Source organism: Croceimicrobium sp. (assembly GCF_965228705.1).
GTDB lineage: Bacteria > Bacteroidota > Bacteroidia > Flavobacteriales > Schleiferiaceae > Croceimicrobium.
In genome coordinates this window covers 1265761-1286479 of record NZ_OZ245832.1, presented here as the reverse complement: position 1 = coordinate 1286479, position 20719 = coordinate 1265761, and the positions used below count along the sequence as shown (strand labels likewise).

Here is a 20719-nt window from a genome sequence, read left to right as displayed (position 1 = left end):
CTCTATGGTTCGGATAGCAATCAATGGATTCGGACGCATCGGCCGCAGCTTAATGCGAGTACTGGTGCATGAACCTCAGATTGAGGTTGTGGCCATAAATGATTTGGCTTCGGCCGAGAATCTGGCCCATCTCCTTAAATACGATACCACCCACCGACTTTTCCCTGAGGACATCCAATTAAATGGAGAAATCTTAAAGGTTGGGAAGCATAAAATTCAGCTTTCCCATGAAGCACAGGTTTCCAATTTGAACTGGAAAGATTTGGACCTGGATTTGATCATCGAATCTACTGGTAAGTATAAGACCACTGCCCATCTGCAAGATCATTTAAAGCAGGCAACCAAGGTGATTTTAAGCGCACCTCCCCAGGATGATATGAAGATGATTGTAATGGGGATTAATGAAGAAAGCATCCAAGCTCAGGATCGCTTGCTGTCGAATGCCTCTTGCACCACTAATAGTGCGGCACCTCTAATTCAAGTGGTGGAAGAGCTTTGTGGTATCCAACATGCTTTTATTACTACCGTACACAGCTATACTACCGATCAACAATTACAGGACGGTCCGCATAAAGACTTTAGGAGAGGCCGAGCTGCGGCCGAATCGATAGTGCCAACCACCACCGGAGCTGCTAAAGCTATTACCCGTATTTTCCCGCATTTACAAGGCCTTATTGGTGGTGCGGGTATTAGGGTGCCAGTTCCGGATGGAAGTTTAACCGACATCACCTTTACCGTAAAAAAAACCGCCTCGGTGGAGGCGGTTCATAATGCTTTTAAAGCGGCCTCCGAAGGGAGACTTAAAAACTATTTGGGCTATACCAATGAACCGATTGTATCTCGGGATGTAATTGGGAGCACTTATTCCTCCTGGTATGATGAGGAGCTTACTACGGCTCTGGGCCCAATGTTAAAGGTCGTAGGCTGGTACGATAACGAAATGGGCTATTCGCACCGCCTGCGTGACTTAATTCTTTATTTAAAGGATCGATTCCAATAAGGCGGGTAATTCCGCAGGGTTAACTTCTTTCTTGATGATATTCCCATCACGGTCTACCAAAACAGTGTAAGGAATACTTTGGATCGCATAGGTCCGTCCGGCGGAGCTGTTCCAGCCTTGCAGGTCGCTCACATGATTATCCCATACCAAACCGTCTTGTTGAATGGCAGCTTGCCAATCTTGAGCAGGACTTTGCTGATTGGGTAATCCGTCGAAGGAAACACTTAAAATGGTAAAGCCACGATCTTTAAATTGATTGTAAACCTTTACTAATTGAGGATTGGTCATGCGACAAGGACGACACCAGGCTGCCCAAAAATCAACCAATACCACTTTTCCACGTAAATCCGAAAGGCTTAAGATGGTGCCATCTGCCTTAGGTAAAGAAATCTCAGGAGCCGGGCCACCAACGGCAATTGCATCCTGGCGAGCTTTCATTGCTTCATTTGCGGCCATTTGCTCGCGCATTTTTTCCAACTGAGCATGGAAGGTAGTAGCATGAGCATTATGCGGATAAGCAACTTGCAGGGCGGAATCAACGCGGTTAAAGTAATCGCTGTGATCCTGAGCGCGAACAAAGGAATTATTGTAAATATTCAATTGGAAGATGAAGAGGTTGGCAATATTTGAGGGGTCTTCATCAATTAAGCCCAGGTATTTTGCACTCCCTGCATCAATGATATTTTCAAAGTCTTTCTGAGTACGACGAATAATCTCCTGGCCATTAGCGCTATCCTGGTACTGTTGACGTAAAATAGAAAGGCTATCCACCTGATCAATATAAGCCTGGAAAGAAGTATTAATTAACTGTAAACGCTCACTTTCCTTATTGCCTTTAAGGTTGTAACCGCGATTTACCTCTTGAACCATAGGCTCCAATTCAACCAGAATTTGCTCCGTTCCTTTGCTGAAGAAGGGAATGCGCATACCATCATCGGTACTAATCAAATAGAAATTGGCGCTATCCACCGGAAAGGTGATTTCGAAATTACCGTCCTCTGAATTCAAGGTGTCTACTGCAATAGGATCGCTGTTAGCCGGTAATTCTTCAAGCACAATTTGCTTAACCCCGGGAGCACTGATGCGTAAATCGGTTTTGCCTTCTTCCGTTTGAGAACAGGCACTTAATAGGGTGATGAACAGACTTAGACTGACTAGTTTTTTCATGTTTATTTTTCTAAAGATTCTTGAACCAATTTGCTGGCTAATTTAGGATCGGCCTTGCCACGAGAAAGTTTCATGACTTCTCCCATAAACAAGCCGGTAAGGCCTTTCTTTCCGGCTTTATATTCGGCTACTTTATCAGGATATTTGGCTAAAGCCGCATCAACCCATCCTTGTAGCTCGTCGGTATTGGATTCCTGAATTAAATTTTTCTCTTCCGCCAATTGAGCGGCTGTTTTATCGGGCTCTGCTAATAAGGCCTTAAAAAGTTCACCGGTCGCAGCGGTATTACTCACTTTACCCTCATCTACTAAGGCGATTAGCTGAGCAATTTGTTCTGCCTTTAAAGGGAAGTCACTGATGTGAGCCGCCTTTTCATTCAACCAGGATTTAATGCTACCCATAATCCAGTTGGCGGCAGACTTATAATTGTTGCTATGTTCAATGATTTGCTCATAATACAGGGCAATTTCCTTACTGTCGGTTAGCAGGGATGCATCGTATTCGCTTAAGCCATGCTCACGGTATTTGGCAAAAAGTTCTTTGGGTAGGGGAGGCATTTGCTCCTTCATGCCACTCACATAATCTTCACTAACAATTACCGGCTGCAAGTCGGGTTCATTAAAATAGCGGTAATCATGCGCATCTTCCTTATCCCGCAGCAATTGAGTTTTGCCACGTGCGGCGTCAAAGGTGAAAGTTTGCTGGGTTACCTTACCTCCGGATTCGATTAAGGCAATATGGCGATGTACCTCATAATCGATAGCTTTTTGCACATTCCGGAAGGAGTTCATGTTTTTCACCTCTACGCGAGTACCGAATTTTTCATCCCCCACCTTACGCACGGAGATATTAACGTCGCAACGCAAACTCCCTTCTTCCATATTACCATCACTAATGTCGAGGTAACGCACCAAACGCTGCATTTCCGTGAGGTATTGATAGGCCTCTTCACCAGATCTAAAATCGGGTTCGGTAACAATTTCCAGTAGGGGTACACCAGCCCGGTTCAAGTCAATTAAGGTATTGAAGGGATCAATATCATGTGAGCTTTTACCGGAATCTTCTTCCATGTGGATACGAGTAAGGTTAATGCGCTTGGGATTGCCTGCATCATCTTTAACCTCTATAAAGCCACCATTACAAATCGGAGTTTTATCCTGAGTTATCTGATAACCTTTGGGAAGGTCAGCGTAGAAATAGTTTTTACGAGCAAATTCATTCACTTCACGAATTTGCGCCCCTACGGCCAAACCTAGTTTAACCGCGGCTTTTAAAGCCCCTTCATTAAACATAGGTAGCGTTCCCGGATGCCCGAGGGTAATCGGACTGGTTTGGGTATTGGGAGAAGCCCCATATTCGGTAGGATCCGAAGAGTAGGCTTTACTCCGCGTATTAAGCTGAACGTGGATTTCGATACCGACAACCGGTTCGTATTGGGCCCTTAAATCGGCCGATACTTCATTTTTCGCCATGGGTGCAAAGATGCGAAATGAATTTGGCTCTGAAGAAGTGGAAGATCAGGAAAAAAGGGACTTTAGGTCACTTAATAAGCGACTTTGATCTGCGGGCTTAAAAACATGCTCTACCGGAAGGCTGTATAAAGGATAATCGGCTTCAATCTTATCCAATAATGGTCCTAGTTTCACGCGATCTTTATCGGTGCATAGTAAGGCAGCTTTGGCTTTTTTGGCTTCCGCCAGATGCGACTTCAGCTCGGTTTCCCTAAAGGCATGATGATCGCGGTAGGAATTATTCTTTAGGATTGAGTATTCCATTTCCAAATATTCGATCATCGCTTTGGTATCAGCAATTCCAGTGATCAGATGCAATGCTTTCCCTTTCTCCAATTCATTTCCAAATTGATCACGAATTTTGCCGTATTTCAATTCACTGAAAAGTACTTGGGCCTTGGTATAGCGGGCTGTAGCCTGCATATATCTCTGCCTTAAACTGGCATTTAAGTTTGCAGGGCATTTAGTGAAAATGATAAAGTCTGCTCGTTCAGCTCCTTTGCGGGATTCTCGTAAATAACCAGCCGGAACCACATAATCATTAAAGAAGGGCTGGTCAAAACGACTCAGCATTAAATAGCGATGGGCTTTTACATAGCGGTGTTGAAAGGCATCATCGAGTAGAATGAGTTTGGCCCCGGCTTCTTCAGCCGCTAATACCCCGGCCTTACGCTTTTCAGAAACCCAAACTCGCACTGGAAACTTTTGGGCAATTTGCAGGGCTTCATCCCCAAAGTCTTCTGCAGATCCATTGGGGTCCACTTCCAATAAGCCTCGACTTTTACGACCATAGCCTCTGGAAACCACCGCTTTTGGATCAATATCCAAATTTTGAATCAGAAACTCCGTAAAAGGAGTTTTACCTGTGCCTCCCATACTAAGATTCCCAATGGCGATGCTTGGCACTTTACTTTGATAGCTTTCCAATCTACCCTCATCAAAGGCTCGGTTACGAGCTGTGGTAATTAGATCGTAAAGCATGCCTAAGGGACGTAATAGTATTTTCAGAGCTGGATTCAAGCTTTATTCATTAAGATCTTTTCCCAATCCTTGGGATGATACCATTCCATATTTTGCTCTCTGCGAAACCAGGTCATTTGTCGTTTGGCATAACGTCGACTGTTCTTTCGAATTTCATCCAGGGCGAATTCTAAATCGTAGGCTCCTTCAAAGTAGGGGAAGAGCTCCTTATAACCTACGGTTTGCAGGGCATTAAGCTCCTTTAATGCGATAAGGGGACGTGCTTCTTCCAAGAGTCCTTCAGATACCATTAAGCCTACCCGGCGATTGATGCGATCGTAGAGTTCGCTTCGATCGATTTCCAGGCCTATTTTGCGCACGCTATAAGGTAATTGCTTCTTCGCCTGATTGCGAAAGGAACTATAGGGCTTTCCACTGCTGCGAATTACCTCCAAAGCTCGAATTAGGCGCTGTGGATTTTGAATGTCCATTTGCGCATAATAGTCGGGGTCGCTGGATCGCAGCTCTTTCTGCAGGCTTTCAATACCGTGCGTATCCAATTCTGCTTGGAGTTCTTCACGGATTCCGGCTGCCACCTCAGGCATTTCATCAAAACCTTCAATTAAGGCTTTAAGATAGAGCCCGCTTCCACCTACCAAAATAAGGGTATCGTATTTCTGATGTAGTTCAGCAATGCGAATGGCGGCATCTTCCGCGAAAGCGGCCGCATTAAACTCATCCTTGACACTGCGATCTAAAATAAAGTGATGCTTTATGCGCTGGCGTTCCAGTACCGTGGGAGCGGCAGTACCAATTGGAATTTCACGGTAAAACTGCCGGGAATCAAAAGAGATAATCTCCGTGCCCAATGCTTCCGCCAATTCTATAGCTACGGAGGTTTTACCTACTGCAGTAGGTCCGGCAATACACCAAATGGATTTCTTAGAGCTCTGTTCCACAATGTTGACAGTATTTGGCTTGAACATCTAAGTTCTGGGCCTTACAATTGGAACAGCTTTGGCCACCGTTCGTTTCTTCTTTGCTTTGACTGCGCGTGATTTCTGAGGTCACAATTCCGGTGGGGACTGCGATTACGCCATAGCCCATAATCATAATCACAGAGGCAATAAATTGCCCTAAAGGAGTAGCCGGACTAATGTCGCCATAACCAACGGTGGTTAAAGTTACTATGCACCAATAGATACTAACGGGAATGCTCTTGAAACCATTTTCCGGTCCTTCTACCAGATACATTACCGTACCCATGATGAAATTGATACAGATTACGGCAATCAGAAATACGGCAATTTTATGGCGGGAGGCGCGCAAGGCAGTTCCCAAAACATTGGCTTCACCGATAAAGCGGACCATTTTCAGCACCCTAAAAACCCGTAATAATCGCAAACTGCGTATCACTATGAAATATTGGGCACCGCCTAAAACCATAGCTAAATAGGAGGGAAGGGTAGACACCAAATCGATGATGCCATAAAAGCTCCATACATAAGTAATGGGGCGTTTTACTATCGCCAAGCGCACTAGATATTCTATGGAAAAGAGGATGGTAAAAAACCATTCCAGCATCACAAATTGCTCCTGATATTGCTCCCGAAGCTTTGGAACGCTTTCCAGCATAATTACCAGTAGGCTACTTAAAATGGCGATTAAAAGAAGTACATCGAAACGTTTACCGGAGGGAGTATCCGATTCGAAAATGATATGATACCATTTTTTTCTCCAGTCTTTTTCTGCGGGTTCCAGCATTAAAGGTCTCTTTTACGGATCAAGAAATAAGAACTAAAGAGAAATACTAAACTGTAAGCCAGGGAAACCCACCACATATGCCAGTTTAAAGTAGGGGCTTCTCGCTGTCCAAAGAAATCGAGAATACGACTGATGGGTTCCGGTACCAGGCTTCGAGACGGTCGCGTAGGGAGGTAATCGAAAAAAGCTTCGCCAGGCTCACTGAGCCAATAACCTAAAAACTGCTCTACCACATAGTAATACATAATGAGGATTACTATGGTGATCACGCTCTTCTTGGTCAGGAAACCCAGAAATAAGGCCATGCAGAGTATAAAGAAGGTCTCCATGAAAAACCCGATCAGAAATTCACTTTCGGCCCATAAATTGGCCTCGGACATATCATTATTCGCATAGGCCAATCCGATAACTGTAATTCCTACAACGATGGTACTGAGTACAGAGAAGAGTACCAGGGTAAACACCTTGGAAAGGAAAAACTGACCCACCGAAAGGCCATCAATAATATTTTGACGGTAGGTACGGTATTCGAATTCGGAGCTGACAAAAAAGAGCAGTAAGAAAGCCGGAATAAACTTAAAGAAGCTGGCCCAGAAGGTGGCGTTTTGCCAGATCATAGGTAAACGATAAAATCCTGCTTCCTCGAAAGTTCGGGGGAGAAGCATCATGGCCATGCCCGCATCAGCAGCATCTTCAGCTTTTGGTCCACCACCCGGAAGGGGGATTTTACCGAAGGTCCATAGTAAGACCGATAATAATAGCAGGAAAAGACCCATGCCCCACCAGAAAAAACGGTGCGTACGCAACTTATACCATTCAATTGCAATGAGACGCATCATGAGTCAATCAGTTTTAAAAATCCTTCTTCTAAACCAGCCTGTTTTAGCTCCAGGTGGTTCAGGTAAATTTGGCGTTCGGCTAACCACTGATTGAGTTCTTCAGCATTTAATTCAGGATCAACTTCCAAATCAAAGAAATGACCGTCTTGTTGGATAGCCTTGATTTGTGGGTGTTGCTTTAGGCTATCTTCTAAGCTAGCACTGTTATTAGCCCTAATTCGCAATAAAGCCGCTTCGCCTGATAATTCGCTAGCCAAGCCTTCAAAGCGCAATATTCCGTTTTGAAGCACTACCACATGATCGCAAACTTTTTCTACTTCGGCGAGGATATGACTGGCCATTAAAACCGTAATACCCCGAGCAGCGATATCTAATATTAACTGGCGTACTTCAGCAATACCTCTAGGGTCTAAGCCATTAGTGGGTTCGTCTAAAACCAGTACTTCAGGAGTGCCTAATAGGGCAGAGGCAATGGCCAGGCGTTGCTTCATGCCCAGGGAATAGGTCTTGAACTTATCATCGGCCCGATCCAGAAGTTTCACTTGCTCTAAAACCTCCTCAATATTAGGCGCTTTAATCTGCTTTACTTTGGCACTTAAAGTTAGGTTTTGCCGCGCGGTCATATAAGGATAAAAATTGGGCGTTTCCAATAAGGCACCAATATGCTTTTTCGCTTCTTGAGGGGATTGGCTATTAAACCAACTGAAAGAGCCGGAAAGGGGCTGTATAACCCCGAGAATCATACCCAGGGTGGTAGTTTTACCGCTGCCATTCGGACCTAAAATTCCAAAAACACTGCCCTTGGGGACCGCGAAACTAACTTCGTTTACCGCTTTAATGCGGCCATAATGTTTACTGAGCTTTTCGAGCTTAAGGACGGTATCCAAATTTAGATGGGCTTAAAAATGAGCGGAAAATTTCGTAAATTTAAAAACATCAATAATATAAAAGAGGGGCTATGGGAAACAATACGAACGCGATTAAACGCATTGAAAAAGAGTTGATCGACAATTTGCGCTTTCCCGCGCAAGAAGTATTATCCCGAGCAGAAGACTTAAACGAACGTAAGTTGGTATTGCACCGTGCAACCAGCTTAGGAAATTTACAAAAGCATAAAGTTTTAATCCGCTTTGAGGATGAGGATGGACTTAAAGAGGTGTATACCACCATCTGGGCCATCACAGATAATAAAGTGCTATTAAAGGCCGGACGTTTAATTCCCGTACATCGTATACACTCGGTAGAGATCAGCTACTCTTGATAGTCGTCAAAATCGTTAAATTCATCGAGGTCCAGGTCCAGATCAGCAAAAAGATCATTAGACCCTTGGGCCTCGGGTCTTTTAGGGGCTTCCTCTGGTCGCATCCCTTGAATTAATACCACTTTGCTGCGCTCTGTATCCGGCCCTTCCGCGGAAAGTACTTCGAGGAAGAAGGTCCACATTTCCAGAAAATCATAAACATAAAGCAGACGGTCACCTTCTTCACCCAGGACATGTTGAACTTGTAGGTCTTTCATGCTGGTTTGGCGATCATCGAAGGGCATCAAAGGAATTTCATGCCCTTGCTCCCAATCTTCATTACTATGGTAGAAACTGGCCATTTCTCCCGGGCTTAATTGAAAGCTTTGCAGAATGGCTAAATGCAATTGATCTAAATTGAGGTCTGCGGGTACGAGAAGGTCACGTAATACATCTTCTTCCTCCCAGTCGAGGACCACTCGTATTTTAATGCTCATGATCTTGTTTTGGTTCCAGGCCCATAGAGCGGGCTTTATCATATAAAAAGCGCAAGGCTTGTTCGCGATCGTTTTCGATTTCTCCGTCTAAGATAGCATCCTTAACGGCGCTTTTCAAGTTTCCAATTTCCGGACCAGGCTTTAAATCAAAGATTTGCATGATTTCCATTCCATCCACCGGAGGTTGAAACTGACGCAAGCGGTCTTTTTCTTCCACTTCGATTAACTTATCGCGTACCTCTTGATATTTAGCCAGATAGCGCTTTTTCTTCTTTTCATTGCGAGTGGTTAAATCCGACTCACAAAGAATCATTAATTCATCAATATCCTCTCCGGCATCGAATAATAGCCGGCGGGCTGCCGAATCGGTAGCTTGTTCCTCCGCCACTGCCTGGGGCCGAGAACTGAGCAATACCATTTTCTGCACATATTTCATAGGCTCACCAAGCGGTAGTTTTAAACGGCGGAAGATCTTCTTCACCATCTTAGAGCCTACAAATTCATGACTATGAAAGGTCCAGCCAGTGCCCTTTACAAACTTCTTGGTGGGTGGTTTGCCAATATCATGGAAGAGCGCCGCATAGCGCAACCAGAGGTTTTCACTGCGGGCAGCCACATTATCCACTACAATGGCGGTATGGTAAAAATTGTCTTTATGACTTTGTCCCTCTAATTCTTCTACTCCGGCCAGGTCTACAACTTCCGGTAAGAAGTGTTGCAATAAACCACTGCGATAGAGAAGGATTAGGCCTTTGGAGGGCTTGGGGGCAGCCATTATTTTATGGAGTTCTTCTACAATACGCTCCATACTAATGATCTCCAAGCGTTGATGTTGATTATGGATCGCTTGCAAGCACTCCTCAGTAATGCTAAAGTCTAATTGCGTAGCAAAGCGAATCGCGCGCATCATTCGCAGGGGATCATCACTAAAGGTGATTTCCGGGTCTAAGGGGGTACGGATAATCCCTTCATTCAGATCCTGAATGCCTCCAAAGGGATCGAGCAGCTCACCGTAATTTTCTTTATTAAGGCCCAGGGCCAATGCATTTATGGTAAAGTCGCGCCGCTTTTGATCGTCTTCGCGGCTGCCGTCTTCCACAATAGGTTTGCGGCTATCCCGCTGATAGGATTCTTTGCGCGCGCCCACAAATTCCAATTCCAAATCTTCCTTGCTCAGTTTGATTTGAGCCGTACCAAAGTTTTTAAAGACGTTTACCTTTCGGCCCCCGAGCCGCTTGGCAACTTCTTGTGCCAGAGCGATACCAGAGCCTACAGCTACTACATCAATATCCTTGGGGTCCTTTCTTTGGAGGAGCCTATCGCGTACAAAGCCACCAATTACATAAGCTTCTACACCCAGATGGTCTGCTGCTTCGCTCAGGGTGCGAAATATAGGATGATCCAGTGCTTTTTGCATGGCTTTAGGCGGGAATTACTTTTTCGGATAAAATACCGAGTACAATAAAGAGAATCAAACAAAAATAGATTCCCACATGACTGCGCTTAATCTTTTGCTTGATTTCCAATAGTTCCCCTTTTTCATTTTCTTCAATGGGAACGGCATAAAGCATGGGGAAGAGCAAGAAAGCCTCAGCACGGAGGTTACGCGCTTGATTATCCTTCCAATCAAAAAGTAGAAAGCTCTTTAGCGGGGCGGCCTTTTTACCGGCTTTAATCTGCAAATACTGCATTTGCAAGGCCATCTTTCGGTGAAATAAGAACAGAAGCCCGATAATTACCAGGGCAGTGATGCTAAAAAATACTACGGACATGCGCTGAAATGTGCTGCAAAAATAGGGCTTTCTCTAAGCTTAAGAAACCGAAAGCTCTTGATAATGTTTTAAGGTATTCGCGGCCATTTTAGAGGGGCTAAATTCTCTTAGAATTTCCTTTGCTTCCTGGCATAATTGCGAGGCTAAGTCAGGATTTTCTAAGACTTGCATTACTCCTTTAGCTAAGGCTGATGCGTCTTTTACATTGCAGAGTATTCCGCTTTTTTGATCTTTCACCATTTCCGGGATTCCACCGGCATTAGTGGCAACTACTGGAGTTTCGCTGGCAAAGGCATCTAAAACCGAAGTTCCCAAGCCTTCCATTTCCGAGCTAAAAAGGAAACAATCGAGATCGGCCAATATTTCTGGAATATCCTGGCGAAAGCCTAAAAAAGTTAATTGTTTTTCCAGTCCCAGCTTTTGCTGATAGGTTTTTAATTCAGTTTCCAGTTCACCCTTCCCTGCGATGAAAAAATGCAGGTCCTCGCGCTTGGCTAACAAATTTTTAGCCGTATCCATAAAGGTGAACAGATCTTTATGCCCGGTAAGAGCCGCCACATTGCCAATCCATTTTTGCTCTGCAAATTGTGGGAACTCTGCCCTAAGTTTTCCTTTTTCTACCCCTTCAAAACGAGAAGAGTCAATCGCGCTATGAACAGTAAATACACGCTGAGGGTTTTTGAGGCTCTTTCGTAAAATTTCAGCAATGGCATCACTTACACAGAGGTAGCGTGAAACGGAGGCATGATTGTATTTAAAGGCACTCATGCGTGAGCGGGCTACCGGAAAATCTACTCGGCGAGATACCACCAATGGGCAGGAGGCAGAGAAGAAATGTTGGGCATATACAGCAAAGCCATGCGCGTGGGCATCATGCGCATGCCACAAGCCAATTTTGTTTTGTTTGTGATATCGATTGAGACGTGCCGAAAAGCGCAAATCAATGGAGCTGGCTTTAGCTAAGGCCAAAACAGGAATTTTATGTTCCAGGGCCCAGTGATGCAATGGCGCATTGGCAATGCAGGCAATATGCTGCTCAACACCCAGCTTTTGCAATTCCAAACAGAGGTAGGCTATTTGTTGTTCGCCCCCGCGCCAGGACCTTGCAGTTGATATATGTAATATTGGAGCCTGCATCAGGACTGCTGCAATTTCATGAGCTTCCGGTACTTAAGATAAGTGGCATGGGCACTCCAGCGCGCAATCATCCAGCCTTCCTTACCATCTAAAAAGCCCAGGCGGAATACATAAGCTCGTATGAATTTCAAAAAAGGGGAGAAGAGCAATTTGAAGTAGTTGGAGCGCTTTCCATTATCAAAAGCTGCTTTGGAGGAAATATCAGTGAACTTTCGAATTTGGGCGATATGCTCTTCGAAAGAATAGATGCTGTAATGGAGCAAGTGACCCGGCAATTCCTGAATCACGGATCCCTTTTCCATGATAAAGGTATCATGAGGGTTTTGCCCGCCCCAAGCGCCTTTGCGGCTGTCCCAAAGGCGTAATTTCCGATCGGGATACCAAAGCCCATGGCGTATCCATTTGCCACAATAATTGGTGAGGCGATTTAAGCGATATCCGTCAGCCGTCCAGTTTTCTTTGAGGGCTAAAATTGCCGCTTCCAGTTCTTCGTCCAGGGCTTCATCTGCATCCAGGGAAAGAACATGCGGATATTTTGCTTGAGAAATGGCCCAATTCTTTTGTTGTATATGCCCTTCAAAAGCATGAGGTACAAAACGAGCACCTGCGGCCTTAACCAGTTCTTCGGTGCGATCCGAACTAAAGGAATCTACCACCACGATATCATCAGCTACCTTTTGCAAAGAAGCCAGGCAACGAGCAATATTCTTTTCCTCGTTGTAGGTGATAATGACCGCCGAAATTTTAATCATGTCCTGCAAGTTCGCGGTAGGTGTCCATCCACTGACGGGCAATTACCTGATCTTTAAACTGGGTAACAAAATTACGGTTCTGTTTAATGGATTTTTGACGGAAGTCTTCATTCTCCCAGAATTTACGAATGGCCTTTCTTATTTGCTCAGGGCTATTTTCTTTAAGCAGGATAGTTCCTGGGCCGGCCACTTCTTTTAAGGCCGAGTTCGCACTACTTATTAAAGCTGTATTAGAGGCCATTGCTTCTACCAGAGGAATGCCAAATCCTTCAAAATTGGAGGGATAAGCCATAAAGGTGGCCTTTTGATAGAGACCGGCTAATTCGGCATTGGGCCCCACTTTTATAGGGCGAATGAGCTTTTTTTCTTCTGCCGAAAGGCTATTGTAAAAATCGATCCAATATTTTTTAGGTCGCCCTACCAATACCAAGGGAATTTTCTCTGCCAGGCATGCCTGAGCCAGTGCCACCGGGTTTTTCCGAGGCTCGAGGGTTCCGACAAAGAGACCAAAGCGATCGGGAAGGGCTTCCCTTTGAAGGAGGGCTTCTCCTAAATCCTGATGATCTTCCCAAAATTCGGGGGCACATCCTTGACCTATCACTTTAATCTTATCCGGACTAATACCTAAAAGTTGGATTAAATCTTGACGTGTTTGTTGACTAATGGCCACTACTAAATTTGCTCTTTGGCAGGCGGCCAGAGCCTTGCGCTTGTAGATTTTGCGATCAATGGCTTTATAGAGCTGTGGATAGCGCAGGAATATTAAGTCATGGATGCTGACGATGGATTTAATTCCATGGCGGGATAGTCCCTGTGGCAATTCAGCCGAAAGGCCATGGAAGATTTCAACGCCCTCTTTTTTGGCCTGTTTGCTGATAAAGAGGCGGCGCCAAAGTTGAGCATAGAGCTTTGATTTTTGCGCAGGTAATTGTTCAATTACATTGCTGCCTGCCTCGAAGGCAATGCTGCCCGGCCAGGGATTGTAAAGGCGAAATTCAGTATCTGGATAATCAGCAGCAAGGGCACGAATTAAGTTGCGACCATAGTTACCCAGGCCACTGTGATTGTGGTAAATGCGCTTTGCTTCGTATCCGATGATCATTCTGAAATAGTATGCCACTGGCCCTTTTGGTAGGTAGCCAGGGCCTTGCCTTTAAAGGTATAATCTACAAAAGGATAGTTTGCTGCCTTGCTTCTTTTGCGATGGTCCTTCCAATTCCACTGCATTTCAGGATCGAATAAAGTTAGGTCCATTTCGCTCCCCTCAGCAATGCTTCTTTCGCTTTGGTAATTGATGATTTCACGGTTTTCGCGACTTAGGCACTGGATTATTTTTTCCAATCCCAATTCGCTTCCTAATTCGGTGTTAAGCAAAGCAAAACTGCCTTCTAAGCTGGCGGCACCAAATTGAGCCAGGTCAAATTCGCAGCGCTTTTCTTCGATGGTGCGAGGTCGGTGATCGCTGGCAATGCCTTTTAAAATTCCATCTTTTAAAGCGGCTATCAAGGCCTGACGATCTTCCTCAGATCTTAAGGGTGGATAGAGTTTTAGATTACTATCATATTGTTCTAAGGCTTCATCGGTCCAAACCAAATTGAAGAGGTTTACATCACCACTTACTTTCAATCCTTTGGCTTGAGCCTGACGAATTAAATCTACACCAATTTTACTGCTCACTCCCTGAAAGTGAATGGCACTGCCGGTATATTCAGCCAGAGAAATATCACGGGCCATGCTTAGGCTTTCCGCTAATTCTGGAATGCCTTTTAAGCCCAACCAGGTGCTTTTGCTGCCTTCGTGCATTTGACCACCTGCTGTTATAGCTGTGTCGAAGGATAAAACTTGCAGGGCACCGGGTAACTCACGATGATAAAGCAGGGCCAGGCGCATAAGGGCTGCATTGCTCACGGCTTTGGTTCCATGACTAAAAGCCAGGGCGCCGGCTTCGCGCATATCGTACATTTCGCTCAGTTCCTCTCCTTTGAGCCCCTTACTAAAGGCCGCAATGGGTAAAAACTCTACGGGGCTATTCCTTGAATGGGAGCGCAGGTATTCAACTGCCGATTTAGTATCCACTACCGGATCGGTTTGCGGAGACAAAGCCACGGCGGTAAAACCTCCCCATTGGGCTGCTGCGGCACCACTTTGTAGGGTTTCCCGGTCTTCATTTCCCGGATCATTAAAGTTGGCTCTAAGCTCTACCCAACCCGGACTTAAATGCAAATTTTCACCTTCAATTAATTCGGCTGCCGGATCTTGGAGATTAGATCCCAGCGCAGCGATTTTCCCCTCTTTTAAAAGTACATCCAGTACTTCCTGATGGTGGGCAGAAGCAGGATCGAGGATCCTTACATTTTTTAGGAGGTAGGTGGCTTGGTTCATCTTCGGCCTGACTTTAAGAATAACATTTCAAGAAAAAGAAATAATAGGGTAAGCAACACAAACCAGGGCCAGAGGGCGGTATTTTCCATGAGGATGCTGGCTTTGAGCTGGGCTTGTTCTTGATTGGAGGAAGGGTCAATAATTTGTGCTTCAGGCTTAAAAAGTTCGTTGAGCTTGAGCTTTGAAGCCTGCATAAGGCTTTCCCTTGAATCCAGATTAACGGAGAAGTAAGCGATATTTTCTTGATCTCTGATAAGGGGGTAATTACCGGCTTCTAAATTTTGGGAACCTAAGCGCAGTTCATAATGATCATTTTGAAAGCTCTGGTAGGGAATAAGCTCACCATCTTTAGTCACAATCTTTAAGGCTTCTTCTACTTGATTAGCCTCAATAATTTGATAATCACTTGCATTACCGGCATGCACATAAGGCTTGGCTTTTCCTCCCACATAAAAAGAAGCATTGGCTAAAAGTGGAATTATTAGTGGATGCCCCGCCAAATTACTTTGTTCCGGATCAAGGCTACTTAAGGCATAGAAAACTTGTCCTTTCCCCATTGGTTTACGCGCCAATAAGGAGCGGTTTTTCGAGAAACTTAAAAGAGCAATGGAACTACCATCTTCACTAAGAACATGGGTTTTCGAAAAAGGAAGTAGGGGGGCTTGCCGACTTTCGATAAAAGTGTTTTCCAGATAGGGATCGTTTGCATTCAGGCTTTGGGCCATTAGGCTATCCTGAATCCATTGCCCGGCAATTTTAATACCCAGGCTTTGCAACTGCGATTGATAAACGGCAATATCCTTGCCGGGGAAGAACCAGATGTTTTTACCCTTTTGCAGATGTTCCTCCAATCGCTGTTTTAAGCTTTCGCTGATGTTTTGATTACTTTCTACTATAATCAGACGGGCCTCCGCTAAGTAATCGTAATCTAAATCTTGAAGGCTGCTCTTCTTCAATTCGAAATAGGGATCGCGGAAAATGTTGAGTGGTAGTTCGGACTTCTCCTTTTCGGAGAGATAATATACTTTCTGTTTCCCCAGGGTTTGAAAGCTAAAGTAAAACTGGTTATCAAAGCTGGGCTCTCCTTTGGAGATGCTAATCTTTCCCTGGTAGGCACCCGGTTTTTGGGGGATGAAGCTTATTGGGAAGGCCGTACTCTGCTGAGCTTCGAGATCAACAATTCGAGCATTTTGAAGGGTGTCATTCAACCAAAATTCCAGGCTAATACCGCTTAGTTTTTCCTGAGAATAATTGTGCAGGAAAACTTCCATATCCTGCACTAAACCAGGAACAAAGACCGGGGCTTTAAAAGTGAGTGAGTCGATTGAGGCATTGTTCAGGCCACTTTCGCTGCTTAGTGCCAGTAATTTAACTTCTTCATTTGCAGCGCTTTCGAAAGCTTCGGTATTTAAGATTCCGGCCTGGAAATCACTGAGCAATAAGATTTGATGTTGAGCTTCAGGATTTTGGATGCTGAGGTTTCGAATGCGGTTAAGTACTTCCTCTAAACTGCGGAATTCGGAGCTATAGTCTAATTGCTCCGCCAATTCTTTGGCCTCTGATGCCGGATAATAGCGTTGATAACGACTGTCAAAATCATTGCTAAGAATTTGAACTTCGATTTCATCACCCAAAGAAGCTAAAAACTGAGAGCTAAAAAGTCGAGCTTGATTTAGTAGAGGCCCCTTACTGCCATCCCTTTTCATGCTAAGGGAATTGTCCACATACAGATGCAGATACTGCTTTTTTTGAGCACTGGCTTCAGCGGTGGTATTTGAATAAGGAAGGGTAAAGGCAGTGACCAAAGCAGCCAAAGCTAAACCGCGCATAAGTAGGATAAGCCAATAGCGCAGACGTTTAACCGATTTACGCTGTTCTTCTAATTGCTTTAAAAAGCGAGTGTTAGAAAAGAAAACGGTTTTTGGTCTTCGTAAATTGAAGAGGTGGATGAGCAGCGGTATGCTCAGGGCGAACAGTGCCCAAAAGAATTGAGGAAAGCCAAAATTCATCAAAGCACAAAAGTAGTGGATTGCAGAGAATAGCGGTACACGAAAACAAATTTTCGCTTAATAGAATTTCATTGAGGAATTTCGTGATCGCTTTTTCGGTACCCGGAACGTCTTTGGATTTAATTGGAGAGCCCAATACATGGTTGCCAACCTTATCTAGTTTTACCAGTCTCTTTTGATTTACTGCTGTACCTAAAAGGGCATGCATCCATTCAATTTTTTCTACCGAAACCACCGGATCTTGCTCAGTATCTGACTTATAATAGCAGAGATTTAATACCGGTTGTTTCACCTTGGCGAAGGTTTCGGGGATAAGGGTACTTTCCAAGAGGTTTTCCAATTCTACTAAGGCATGCACGGTATAAAGGGTGTCCCAGTAGAGGGCGTGCCCTACGGAGTCGGAAACTACCCGGCGTTTTTCGCCTAATACCAAATGGGCAATTTGCTCCCCCCAAGGATCATCTAAAAGCAGGGCATTGGGGTCCTTAACGCGGATATTGGGGGATAGATTGATCAGGCCTGCTACCTTTTCGGGGAATTCGGCAGCAAGATTTAAGGCATAACTGCAGCCCGTACTGGTACCCATGATTAAGACTTTCTGTCCCATTTTTTCGGCCAAAGCCAGATATTCTTTGGCATCCTCCCAGGCACCAGTGGCAGTGTATTCGCCTAATTGATTCTTTTGGTATCCGTGTCCGGCCAATCTTGCTAAAAGTAAATTAGCACCAAGCTTTTCAGCTATATGCTGATGGAGGGGAGCGCCTTCACCTTGACTGGCAGAAAAGCCATGTAAATAGAGAACTACCCATTTGGTTTGCCGAATGCTGTCGGCCCAAAGGATACGGGCCTCATTGTCTTTTCGAAGTACAAAAGCGGATTCGCGTCGGGCTAAATAAGGTTCAAGTTCACTTAAAGACTCTTCAATTTCAGGGAAGGAAGGGTCGAGGCTTATGGCTTCAGGACGGGGGCCGGCAAAGTAAAATGCCGTTAATAAGCCCACAATGAGAGCACTGATGAGGAGACCTTTTTTCATTCCATCAATTTACAATCTACCAGGATGTAATTGAAGTCTTCCACATCAGATTTATTGAGTTTTAAAGTACCCACAAAATTGAGATAGTCATCGGTTTCGAGGCGTGGGGGCTTTTCGGCGAAATGCAGGCTCATCACGCTTTCTGGTCCGGCTCCGCCACAAAAGAAACAGGCGCTGAAAGGGTAAGCTGACAAGGCGTATTTACCGCCGTCCACATCCAAGGGGATTACATAGCCTTTGATTAACACCTTTTTGCCATTCAATTTCTCGACTTCATCACTAAAGTCGGGGACCAGATACCAGGCTTCAAAATCCTCGAAATACTGGTCTATAAATTCCACTTTGGCTAATAGTTTCCAATCAATGACTTTAGCTTCACTTTGAGCCATCAGGCCCCAGCCACTTAAACAGAATACTAGGATTAATAGCTTTTTCATTATCCGGATATTTCAGCGTTTTCGAGGGTAAAGAAGAGCCCTGATCCATTGCGATTAAGCTTCAAGGTTCCTTTGATAGGTAAGTATTTGTCTGTTGCAAATCGTCCGGGGTCAGCGCTGAACTTAAGTTCGATTACCGTTTCCGGACCGGCATTCCCGCAGAAGAAACAGGAGCTAAAAGGATTTTTACTAAGAGCATAGGTGTTTGCTTCTACATCCACTGGAATAAGGTAGCCGGCAATTATGACCTCCTGTCCTTCGAATTGATCTTCCAGGATTTTAGGAAACTGAGGGCTATAAAGTCCAGTGGCTGGATCTTGACTGTAATTAGTCATGGCTAAAACCGGCCAGGCTAGATTTTTTTGAGCCAGAACATTAAATCCAAAAAAGAGGCTAAGCGCCAGAATGAGATACTTAGGCATGTGCCAGAGTTTTAATAATGTTGATGCGATAAGCATGCCAGGCTGGTAATACCGAAGCGAAAATTACTACGCCAATTAAGGCAGCTAAGGTGTATATGCTGTTCCAATTAAATAGGACCTCCGAGCTAGATAATTGATAGGCCGGGCTTACTAAGCTTCCAATAAATTGGAAGGCAATGATATTGAGGATAAGAGCCAGAGCATAGGAGATTAATCCAATGATCAATCCTTTGACTAAGATGAACTTTAGAATGCGCGAGGGTGGGCTGCCAATGGCACGAAGAAAGGCAAACTGGGGTTCATCATCTTTAAGTCCTTGGAATAAAGCCAGGAATACGGAGAGCGCCGCAATTCCAATAAGGAGGTAGGCCAAAATATTAAGGAATTGCACAAAAGAATCAGCCAGGCTAAAAAGACGATTTACCTCTATGGCAGGCAAAGCCGCTTGCATGGGCGTTTTTTCATTGACCATCCGTGGCAACATAATATTGGCCATCGGGCTTTTAAAACGAATTAAAGCGGCGGTAATCTCTTTGGGACCTTCAGCATGCTCATGCACATCCCATAATGAAGCCGTGGGGCAGAGGATCAGTTCGTCGAGTACCGTGCCGCTAGCTTGATAAATACCCACTACTTTAAAAGGGTGATGGTGATGTTCTTCAGCTTCTTGATTAAGTCCATGGGAACCTTCAAAAGTATCTCCGACTTGTAATCCGGTTGCTTCCGCCACCGCAGATCCCAGGACCACCTCCATAGATTTTTGAAAACCGCGTCCTTCCGCTAATTGCATGGAATACCAATGCGCATAATTACTATCGGTGCCCACGATGCGCCATGAACGAAAATTATCGCCATAGGACAGTGGTACTGCCGCTTCGATCAAGGGGTGCTTGATTAATTTTTTGTATTCGTCCAGAGGAATGTTTCCCGTTGGCGGGTCAATATGATAAACACTACTCAAGATAATTTGCAGGGGACTGCCTTTGGCTCCCACCACCATATCAATACCCTTGATATTATTGCGAAAGGAGTCCTCAAAACTATTGCGGCTATTAAGCAATAGGAGGATTAATCCCGTACTGATGGCCAGGAGAATAACACTCAGGCTATGATGTAAGCTTCGGTAACGAATGCTCTTCCATGCGGCTTTCCATTGATTCATAAGGAATAGCTTTTGGGGATTCGGTCCTTTAATCGTTGATCATGGGTAACCACTAATAAGGCACTTTCAAAATTATCTACCACCGAAAGTAGGAGTTCCCCCACCTTGGAGGCATTAGAGTCGTCTAAAGCAGAACTGGGTTCATCTGCCAGGATCAAGGCGGGTTTTTGAAGAAGTGATCGCGCTATGGATGCTCTTTGCTGTTCACCTAAACTACAGTCGGCAGGTTTTTTAGATTTGAGATGGCTAATCTGCAATTGATCAAAAAGATGCCTGATCCATTCCTGATCGGCTTTGGCTCCTTGATAGCGCGCACTGAGTTTAAGATTCTCTTCTAAACTAAGATAGGGTAAGAAGAAGGGTCTTTGGAAAACCAGTCCAATATGTTGGGCCCGAAATTTTTCCTTCTCTCGTTCGCCCATGCTTTTTAGATCGGTACCCTTAATGCTTACAGAGCCGCTTTGAGCGGATAGAAGACCGGCTAATAAATGCAATAAAGTTGATTTACCACTACCAGATGGACCCAGTAGTAGCGCGGCTTCGCCCTTGTTGATCCCGATGTCAGGAAAACTAAAAGTCTCCGTAGTAGGGTAGGAGTACTTTAGTTCGGAACTTTGTAGAATCATAAAAGCAAA

The 20719-nt window shown here is 44.7% G+C and carries 22 protein-coding genes and 1 pseudogene; 2 read left to right on the top strand and 21 right to left on the bottom strand.

Going from position 1 to position 20719, the window contains the following annotated elements:
* The first annotated feature begins 4 nt into the window (after positions 1–4).
* Positions 5–1000, top strand: a complete 996-nt coding sequence (gap, locus tag ACO05P_RS05820; RefSeq protein ID WP_421754046.1) for a type I glyceraldehyde-3-phosphate dehydrogenase — start codon at positions 5–7, stop codon at positions 998–1000.
* Here gap and ACO05P_RS05815 read toward each other — a convergent pair.
* From ACO05P_RS05815 to ACO05P_RS05785, 7 genes are read right to left on the bottom strand one after another with little or no spacing between them, the layout of a single operon-like run.
* Positions 980–2167, bottom strand: a complete 1188-nt coding sequence (locus ACO05P_RS05815; protein ID WP_421754045.1) for a redoxin domain-containing protein — start codon at positions 2165–2167, stop codon at positions 980–982. The two genes, gap and ACO05P_RS05815, sit on opposite strands and share 21 nt — an antisense overlap.
* A gap of 2 nt (positions 2168–2169) precedes the next feature.
* Positions 2170–3639, bottom strand: a complete 1470-nt coding sequence (gene gatB, locus ACO05P_RS05810; RefSeq protein WP_421754043.1) for an Asp-tRNA(Asn)/Glu-tRNA(Gln) amidotransferase subunit GatB — start codon at positions 3637–3639, stop codon at positions 2170–2172.
* A gap of 45 nt (positions 3640–3684) precedes the next feature.
* The gene (lpxK, locus tag ACO05P_RS05805; RefSeq protein WP_421754041.1) at positions 3685–4698 is read right to left on the bottom strand and encodes a tetraacyldisaccharide 4'-kinase; all 1014 of its coding nucleotides are present in this window, start codon (positions 4696–4698) and stop codon (positions 3685–3687) included.
* Positions 4695–5597 carry a tRNA (adenosine(37)-N6)-dimethylallyltransferase MiaA gene (gene miaA, locus ACO05P_RS05800; protein ID WP_421754039.1) on the bottom strand — a complete coding sequence of 301 codons (903 nt, stop codon included), beginning with the start codon at positions 5595–5597 and terminating at the stop codon, positions 4695–4697. Before miaA ends, lpxK begins: the two co-directional genes overlap by 4 nt.
* On the bottom strand, positions 5581–6402 hold the full coding sequence (locus tag ACO05P_RS05795; RefSeq protein WP_421754037.1) for an ion transporter: 822 nt from the start codon (positions 6400–6402) through the stop codon (positions 5581–5583). Before ACO05P_RS05795 ends, miaA begins: the two co-directional genes overlap by 17 nt.
* A complete protein-coding gene (locus tag ACO05P_RS05790; protein ID WP_421754035.1) occupies positions 6402–7241 on the bottom strand; it encodes an ABC transporter permease in 840 nt (279 codons plus the stop codon). The genes ACO05P_RS05795 and ACO05P_RS05790 overlap by 1 nt, the downstream gene beginning before the upstream one ends.
* Positions 7238–8128 (bottom strand): ABC transporter ATP-binding protein, encoded by an 891-nt coding sequence (locus ACO05P_RS05785; protein ID WP_421754034.1) that lies wholly within the window; start codon positions 8126–8128, stop codon positions 7238–7240. Before ACO05P_RS05785 ends, ACO05P_RS05790 begins: the two co-directional genes overlap by 4 nt.
* Before the next feature lie 71 nt (positions 8129–8199).
* Between ACO05P_RS05785 and ACO05P_RS05780 the strand changes: the two genes are divergently transcribed.
* Positions 8200–8502: a hypothetical protein gene (locus ACO05P_RS05780; RefSeq protein WP_421754033.1), complete on the top strand. Its 303-nt coding sequence runs from the start codon at positions 8200–8202 to the stop codon at positions 8500–8502.
* On the opposite strand, the gene ACO05P_RS05775 is transcribed toward ACO05P_RS05780, so the two are convergent.
* The 14 genes and pseudogenes from ACO05P_RS05775 to ACO05P_RS05710 all read right to left on the bottom strand — a co-directional run bounded on the left by ACO05P_RS05775 (position 8493) and on the right by ACO05P_RS05710 (position 20710).
* Positions 8493–8978, bottom strand: coding sequence for an IS1096 element passenger TnpR family protein (locus ACO05P_RS05775; RefSeq protein ID WP_421754031.1), 486 nt, complete (start codon positions 8976–8978; stop codon positions 8493–8495). The genes ACO05P_RS05780 and ACO05P_RS05775 overlap by 10 nt on opposite strands.
* Positions 8968–10395, bottom strand: coding sequence for a CCA tRNA nucleotidyltransferase (locus tag ACO05P_RS05770; protein WP_421754029.1), 1428 nt, complete (start codon positions 10393–10395; stop codon positions 8968–8970). Before ACO05P_RS05770 ends, ACO05P_RS05775 begins: the two co-directional genes overlap by 11 nt.
* 4 nt (positions 10396–10399) lie before the next feature.
* Positions 10400–10750, bottom strand: coding sequence for a hypothetical protein (locus ACO05P_RS05765; protein ID WP_421754028.1), 351 nt, complete (start codon positions 10748–10750; stop codon positions 10400–10402).
* A gap of 39 nt (positions 10751–10789) precedes the next feature.
* Positions 10790–11887 carry a glycosyltransferase family 4 protein gene (locus tag ACO05P_RS05760; RefSeq protein WP_421754027.1) on the bottom strand — a complete coding sequence of 366 codons (1098 nt, stop codon included), beginning with the start codon at positions 11885–11887 and terminating at the stop codon, positions 10790–10792.
* Entirely contained in the window at positions 11887–12639 is a 753-nt protein-coding gene (locus ACO05P_RS05755) for a glycosyltransferase family 2 protein (RefSeq protein ID WP_421754026.1), read from the bottom strand. Before ACO05P_RS05755 ends, ACO05P_RS05760 begins: the two co-directional genes overlap by 1 nt.
* Entirely contained in the window at positions 12632–13741 is a 1110-nt protein-coding gene (locus tag ACO05P_RS05750) for a glycosyltransferase family 4 protein (RefSeq protein ID WP_421754025.1), read from the bottom strand. Before ACO05P_RS05750 ends, ACO05P_RS05755 begins: the two co-directional genes overlap by 8 nt.
* Positions 13738–15021, bottom strand: a complete 1284-nt coding sequence (locus tag ACO05P_RS05745; RefSeq protein WP_421754023.1) for a dihydroorotase — start codon at positions 15019–15021, stop codon at positions 13738–13740. The genes ACO05P_RS05750 and ACO05P_RS05745 overlap by 4 nt, the downstream gene beginning before the upstream one ends.
* Positions 15018–16850 carry a hypothetical protein gene (locus tag ACO05P_RS05740; RefSeq protein ID WP_421754927.1) on the bottom strand — a complete coding sequence of 611 codons (1833 nt, stop codon included), beginning with the start codon at positions 16848–16850 and terminating at the stop codon, positions 15018–15020. The genes ACO05P_RS05745 and ACO05P_RS05740 overlap by 4 nt, the downstream gene beginning before the upstream one ends.
* Positions 16851–16970: pseudogene (locus ACO05P_RS05735) on the bottom strand (BatA domain-containing protein); the annotation flags it as partial. It lies immediately after the preceding gene.
* On the bottom strand, positions 16924–18063 hold the full coding sequence (locus tag ACO05P_RS05730) for an alpha/beta hydrolase (protein ID WP_421754021.1): 1140 nt from the start codon (positions 18061–18063) through the stop codon (positions 16924–16926). The gene ACO05P_RS05730 and the pseudogene ACO05P_RS05735, both read right to left, overlap by 47 nt.
* Positions 18060–18500 carry a DUF3299 domain-containing protein gene (locus ACO05P_RS05725; protein ID WP_421754020.1) on the bottom strand — a complete coding sequence of 147 codons (441 nt, stop codon included), beginning with the start codon at positions 18498–18500 and terminating at the stop codon, positions 18060–18062. The genes ACO05P_RS05730 and ACO05P_RS05725 overlap by 4 nt, the downstream gene beginning before the upstream one ends.
* Entirely contained in the window at positions 18500–18922 is a 423-nt protein-coding gene (locus ACO05P_RS05720; RefSeq protein WP_421754019.1) for a DUF3299 domain-containing protein, read from the bottom strand. Before ACO05P_RS05720 ends, ACO05P_RS05725 begins: the two co-directional genes overlap by 1 nt.
* Positions 18915–20084, bottom strand: coding sequence for an ABC transporter permease (locus ACO05P_RS05715; RefSeq protein WP_421754018.1), 1170 nt, complete (start codon positions 20082–20084; stop codon positions 18915–18917). Before ACO05P_RS05715 ends, ACO05P_RS05720 begins: the two co-directional genes overlap by 8 nt.
* Positions 20081–20710, bottom strand: coding sequence for an ATP-binding cassette domain-containing protein (locus ACO05P_RS05710; RefSeq protein WP_421754017.1), 630 nt, complete (start codon positions 20708–20710; stop codon positions 20081–20083). The genes ACO05P_RS05715 and ACO05P_RS05710 overlap by 4 nt, the downstream gene beginning before the upstream one ends.
* Positions 20711–20719 lie beyond the last annotated feature (9 nt).

Bases quoted from the DNA above. Each gene is read 5' to 3' on its own strand.
- gap (WP_421754046.1), top strand. From the start codon at position 5: ATGGTTCGGATAGCAATCAATGGATTCGGACGCATCGGCCGCAGCTTA.
- ACO05P_RS05815 (WP_421754045.1), bottom strand. From the start codon at position 2,167: ATGAAAAAACTAGTCAGTCTAAGTCTGTTCATCACCCTATTAAGTGCC.
- gatB (WP_421754043.1), bottom strand. From the start codon at position 3,639: ATGGCGAAAAATGAAGTATCGGCCGATTTAAGGGCCCAATACGAACCG.
- ACO05P_RS05795 (WP_421754037.1), bottom strand. From the start codon at position 6,402: ATGCTGGAACCCGCAGAAAAAGACTGGAGAAAAAAATGGTATCATATC.
- ACO05P_RS05790 (WP_421754035.1), bottom strand. From the start codon at position 7,241: ATGATGCGTCTCATTGCAATTGAATGGTATAAGTTGCGTACGCACCGT.
- ACO05P_RS05780 (WP_421754033.1), top strand. From the start codon at position 8,200: ATGGGAAACAATACGAACGCGATTAAACGCATTGAAAAAGAGTTGATC.
- ACO05P_RS05775 (WP_421754031.1), bottom strand. From the start codon at position 8,978: ATGAGCATTAAAATACGAGTGGTCCTCGACTGGGAGGAAGAAGATGTA.
- ACO05P_RS05770 (WP_421754029.1), bottom strand. From the start codon at position 10,395: ATGCAAAAAGCACTGGATCATCCTATATTTCGCACCCTGAGCGAAGCA.
- ACO05P_RS05765 (WP_421754028.1), bottom strand. From the start codon at position 10,750: ATGTCCGTAGTATTTTTTAGCATCACTGCCCTGGTAATTATCGGGCTT.
- ACO05P_RS05760 (WP_421754027.1), bottom strand. From the start codon at position 11,887: ATGCAGGCTCCAATATTACATATATCAACTGCAAGGTCCTGGCGCGGG.
- ACO05P_RS05755 (WP_421754026.1), bottom strand. From the start codon at position 12,639: ATGATTAAAATTTCGGCGGTCATTATCACCTACAACGAGGAAAAGAAT.
- ACO05P_RS05750 (WP_421754025.1), bottom strand. From the start codon at position 13,741: ATGATCATCGGATACGAAGCAAAGCGCATTTACCACAATCACAGTGGC.
- ACO05P_RS05745 (WP_421754023.1), bottom strand. From the start codon at position 15,021: ATGAACCAAGCCACCTACCTCCTAAAAAATGTAAGGATCCTCGATCCT.
- ACO05P_RS05740 (WP_421754927.1), bottom strand. From the start codon at position 16,850: ATGCGCGGTTTAGCTTTGGCTGCTTTGGTCACTGCCTTTACCCTTCCT.
- ACO05P_RS05730 (WP_421754021.1), bottom strand. From the start codon at position 18,063: ATGAAAAAAGGTCTCCTCATCAGTGCTCTCATTGTGGGCTTATTAACG.
- ACO05P_RS05725 (WP_421754020.1), bottom strand. From the start codon at position 18,500: ATGAAAAAGCTATTAATCCTAGTATTCTGTTTAAGTGGCTGGGGCCTG.
- ACO05P_RS05720 (WP_421754019.1), bottom strand. From the start codon at position 18,922: ATGCCTAAGTATCTCATTCTGGCGCTTAGCCTCTTTTTTGGATTTAAT.
- ACO05P_RS05715 (WP_421754018.1), bottom strand. From the start codon at position 20,084: ATGAATCAATGGAAAGCCGCATGGAAGAGCATTCGTTACCGAAGCTTA.
- ACO05P_RS05710 (WP_421754017.1), bottom strand. From the start codon at position 20,710: ATGATTCTACAAAGTTCCGAACTAAAGTACTCCTACCCTACTACGGAG.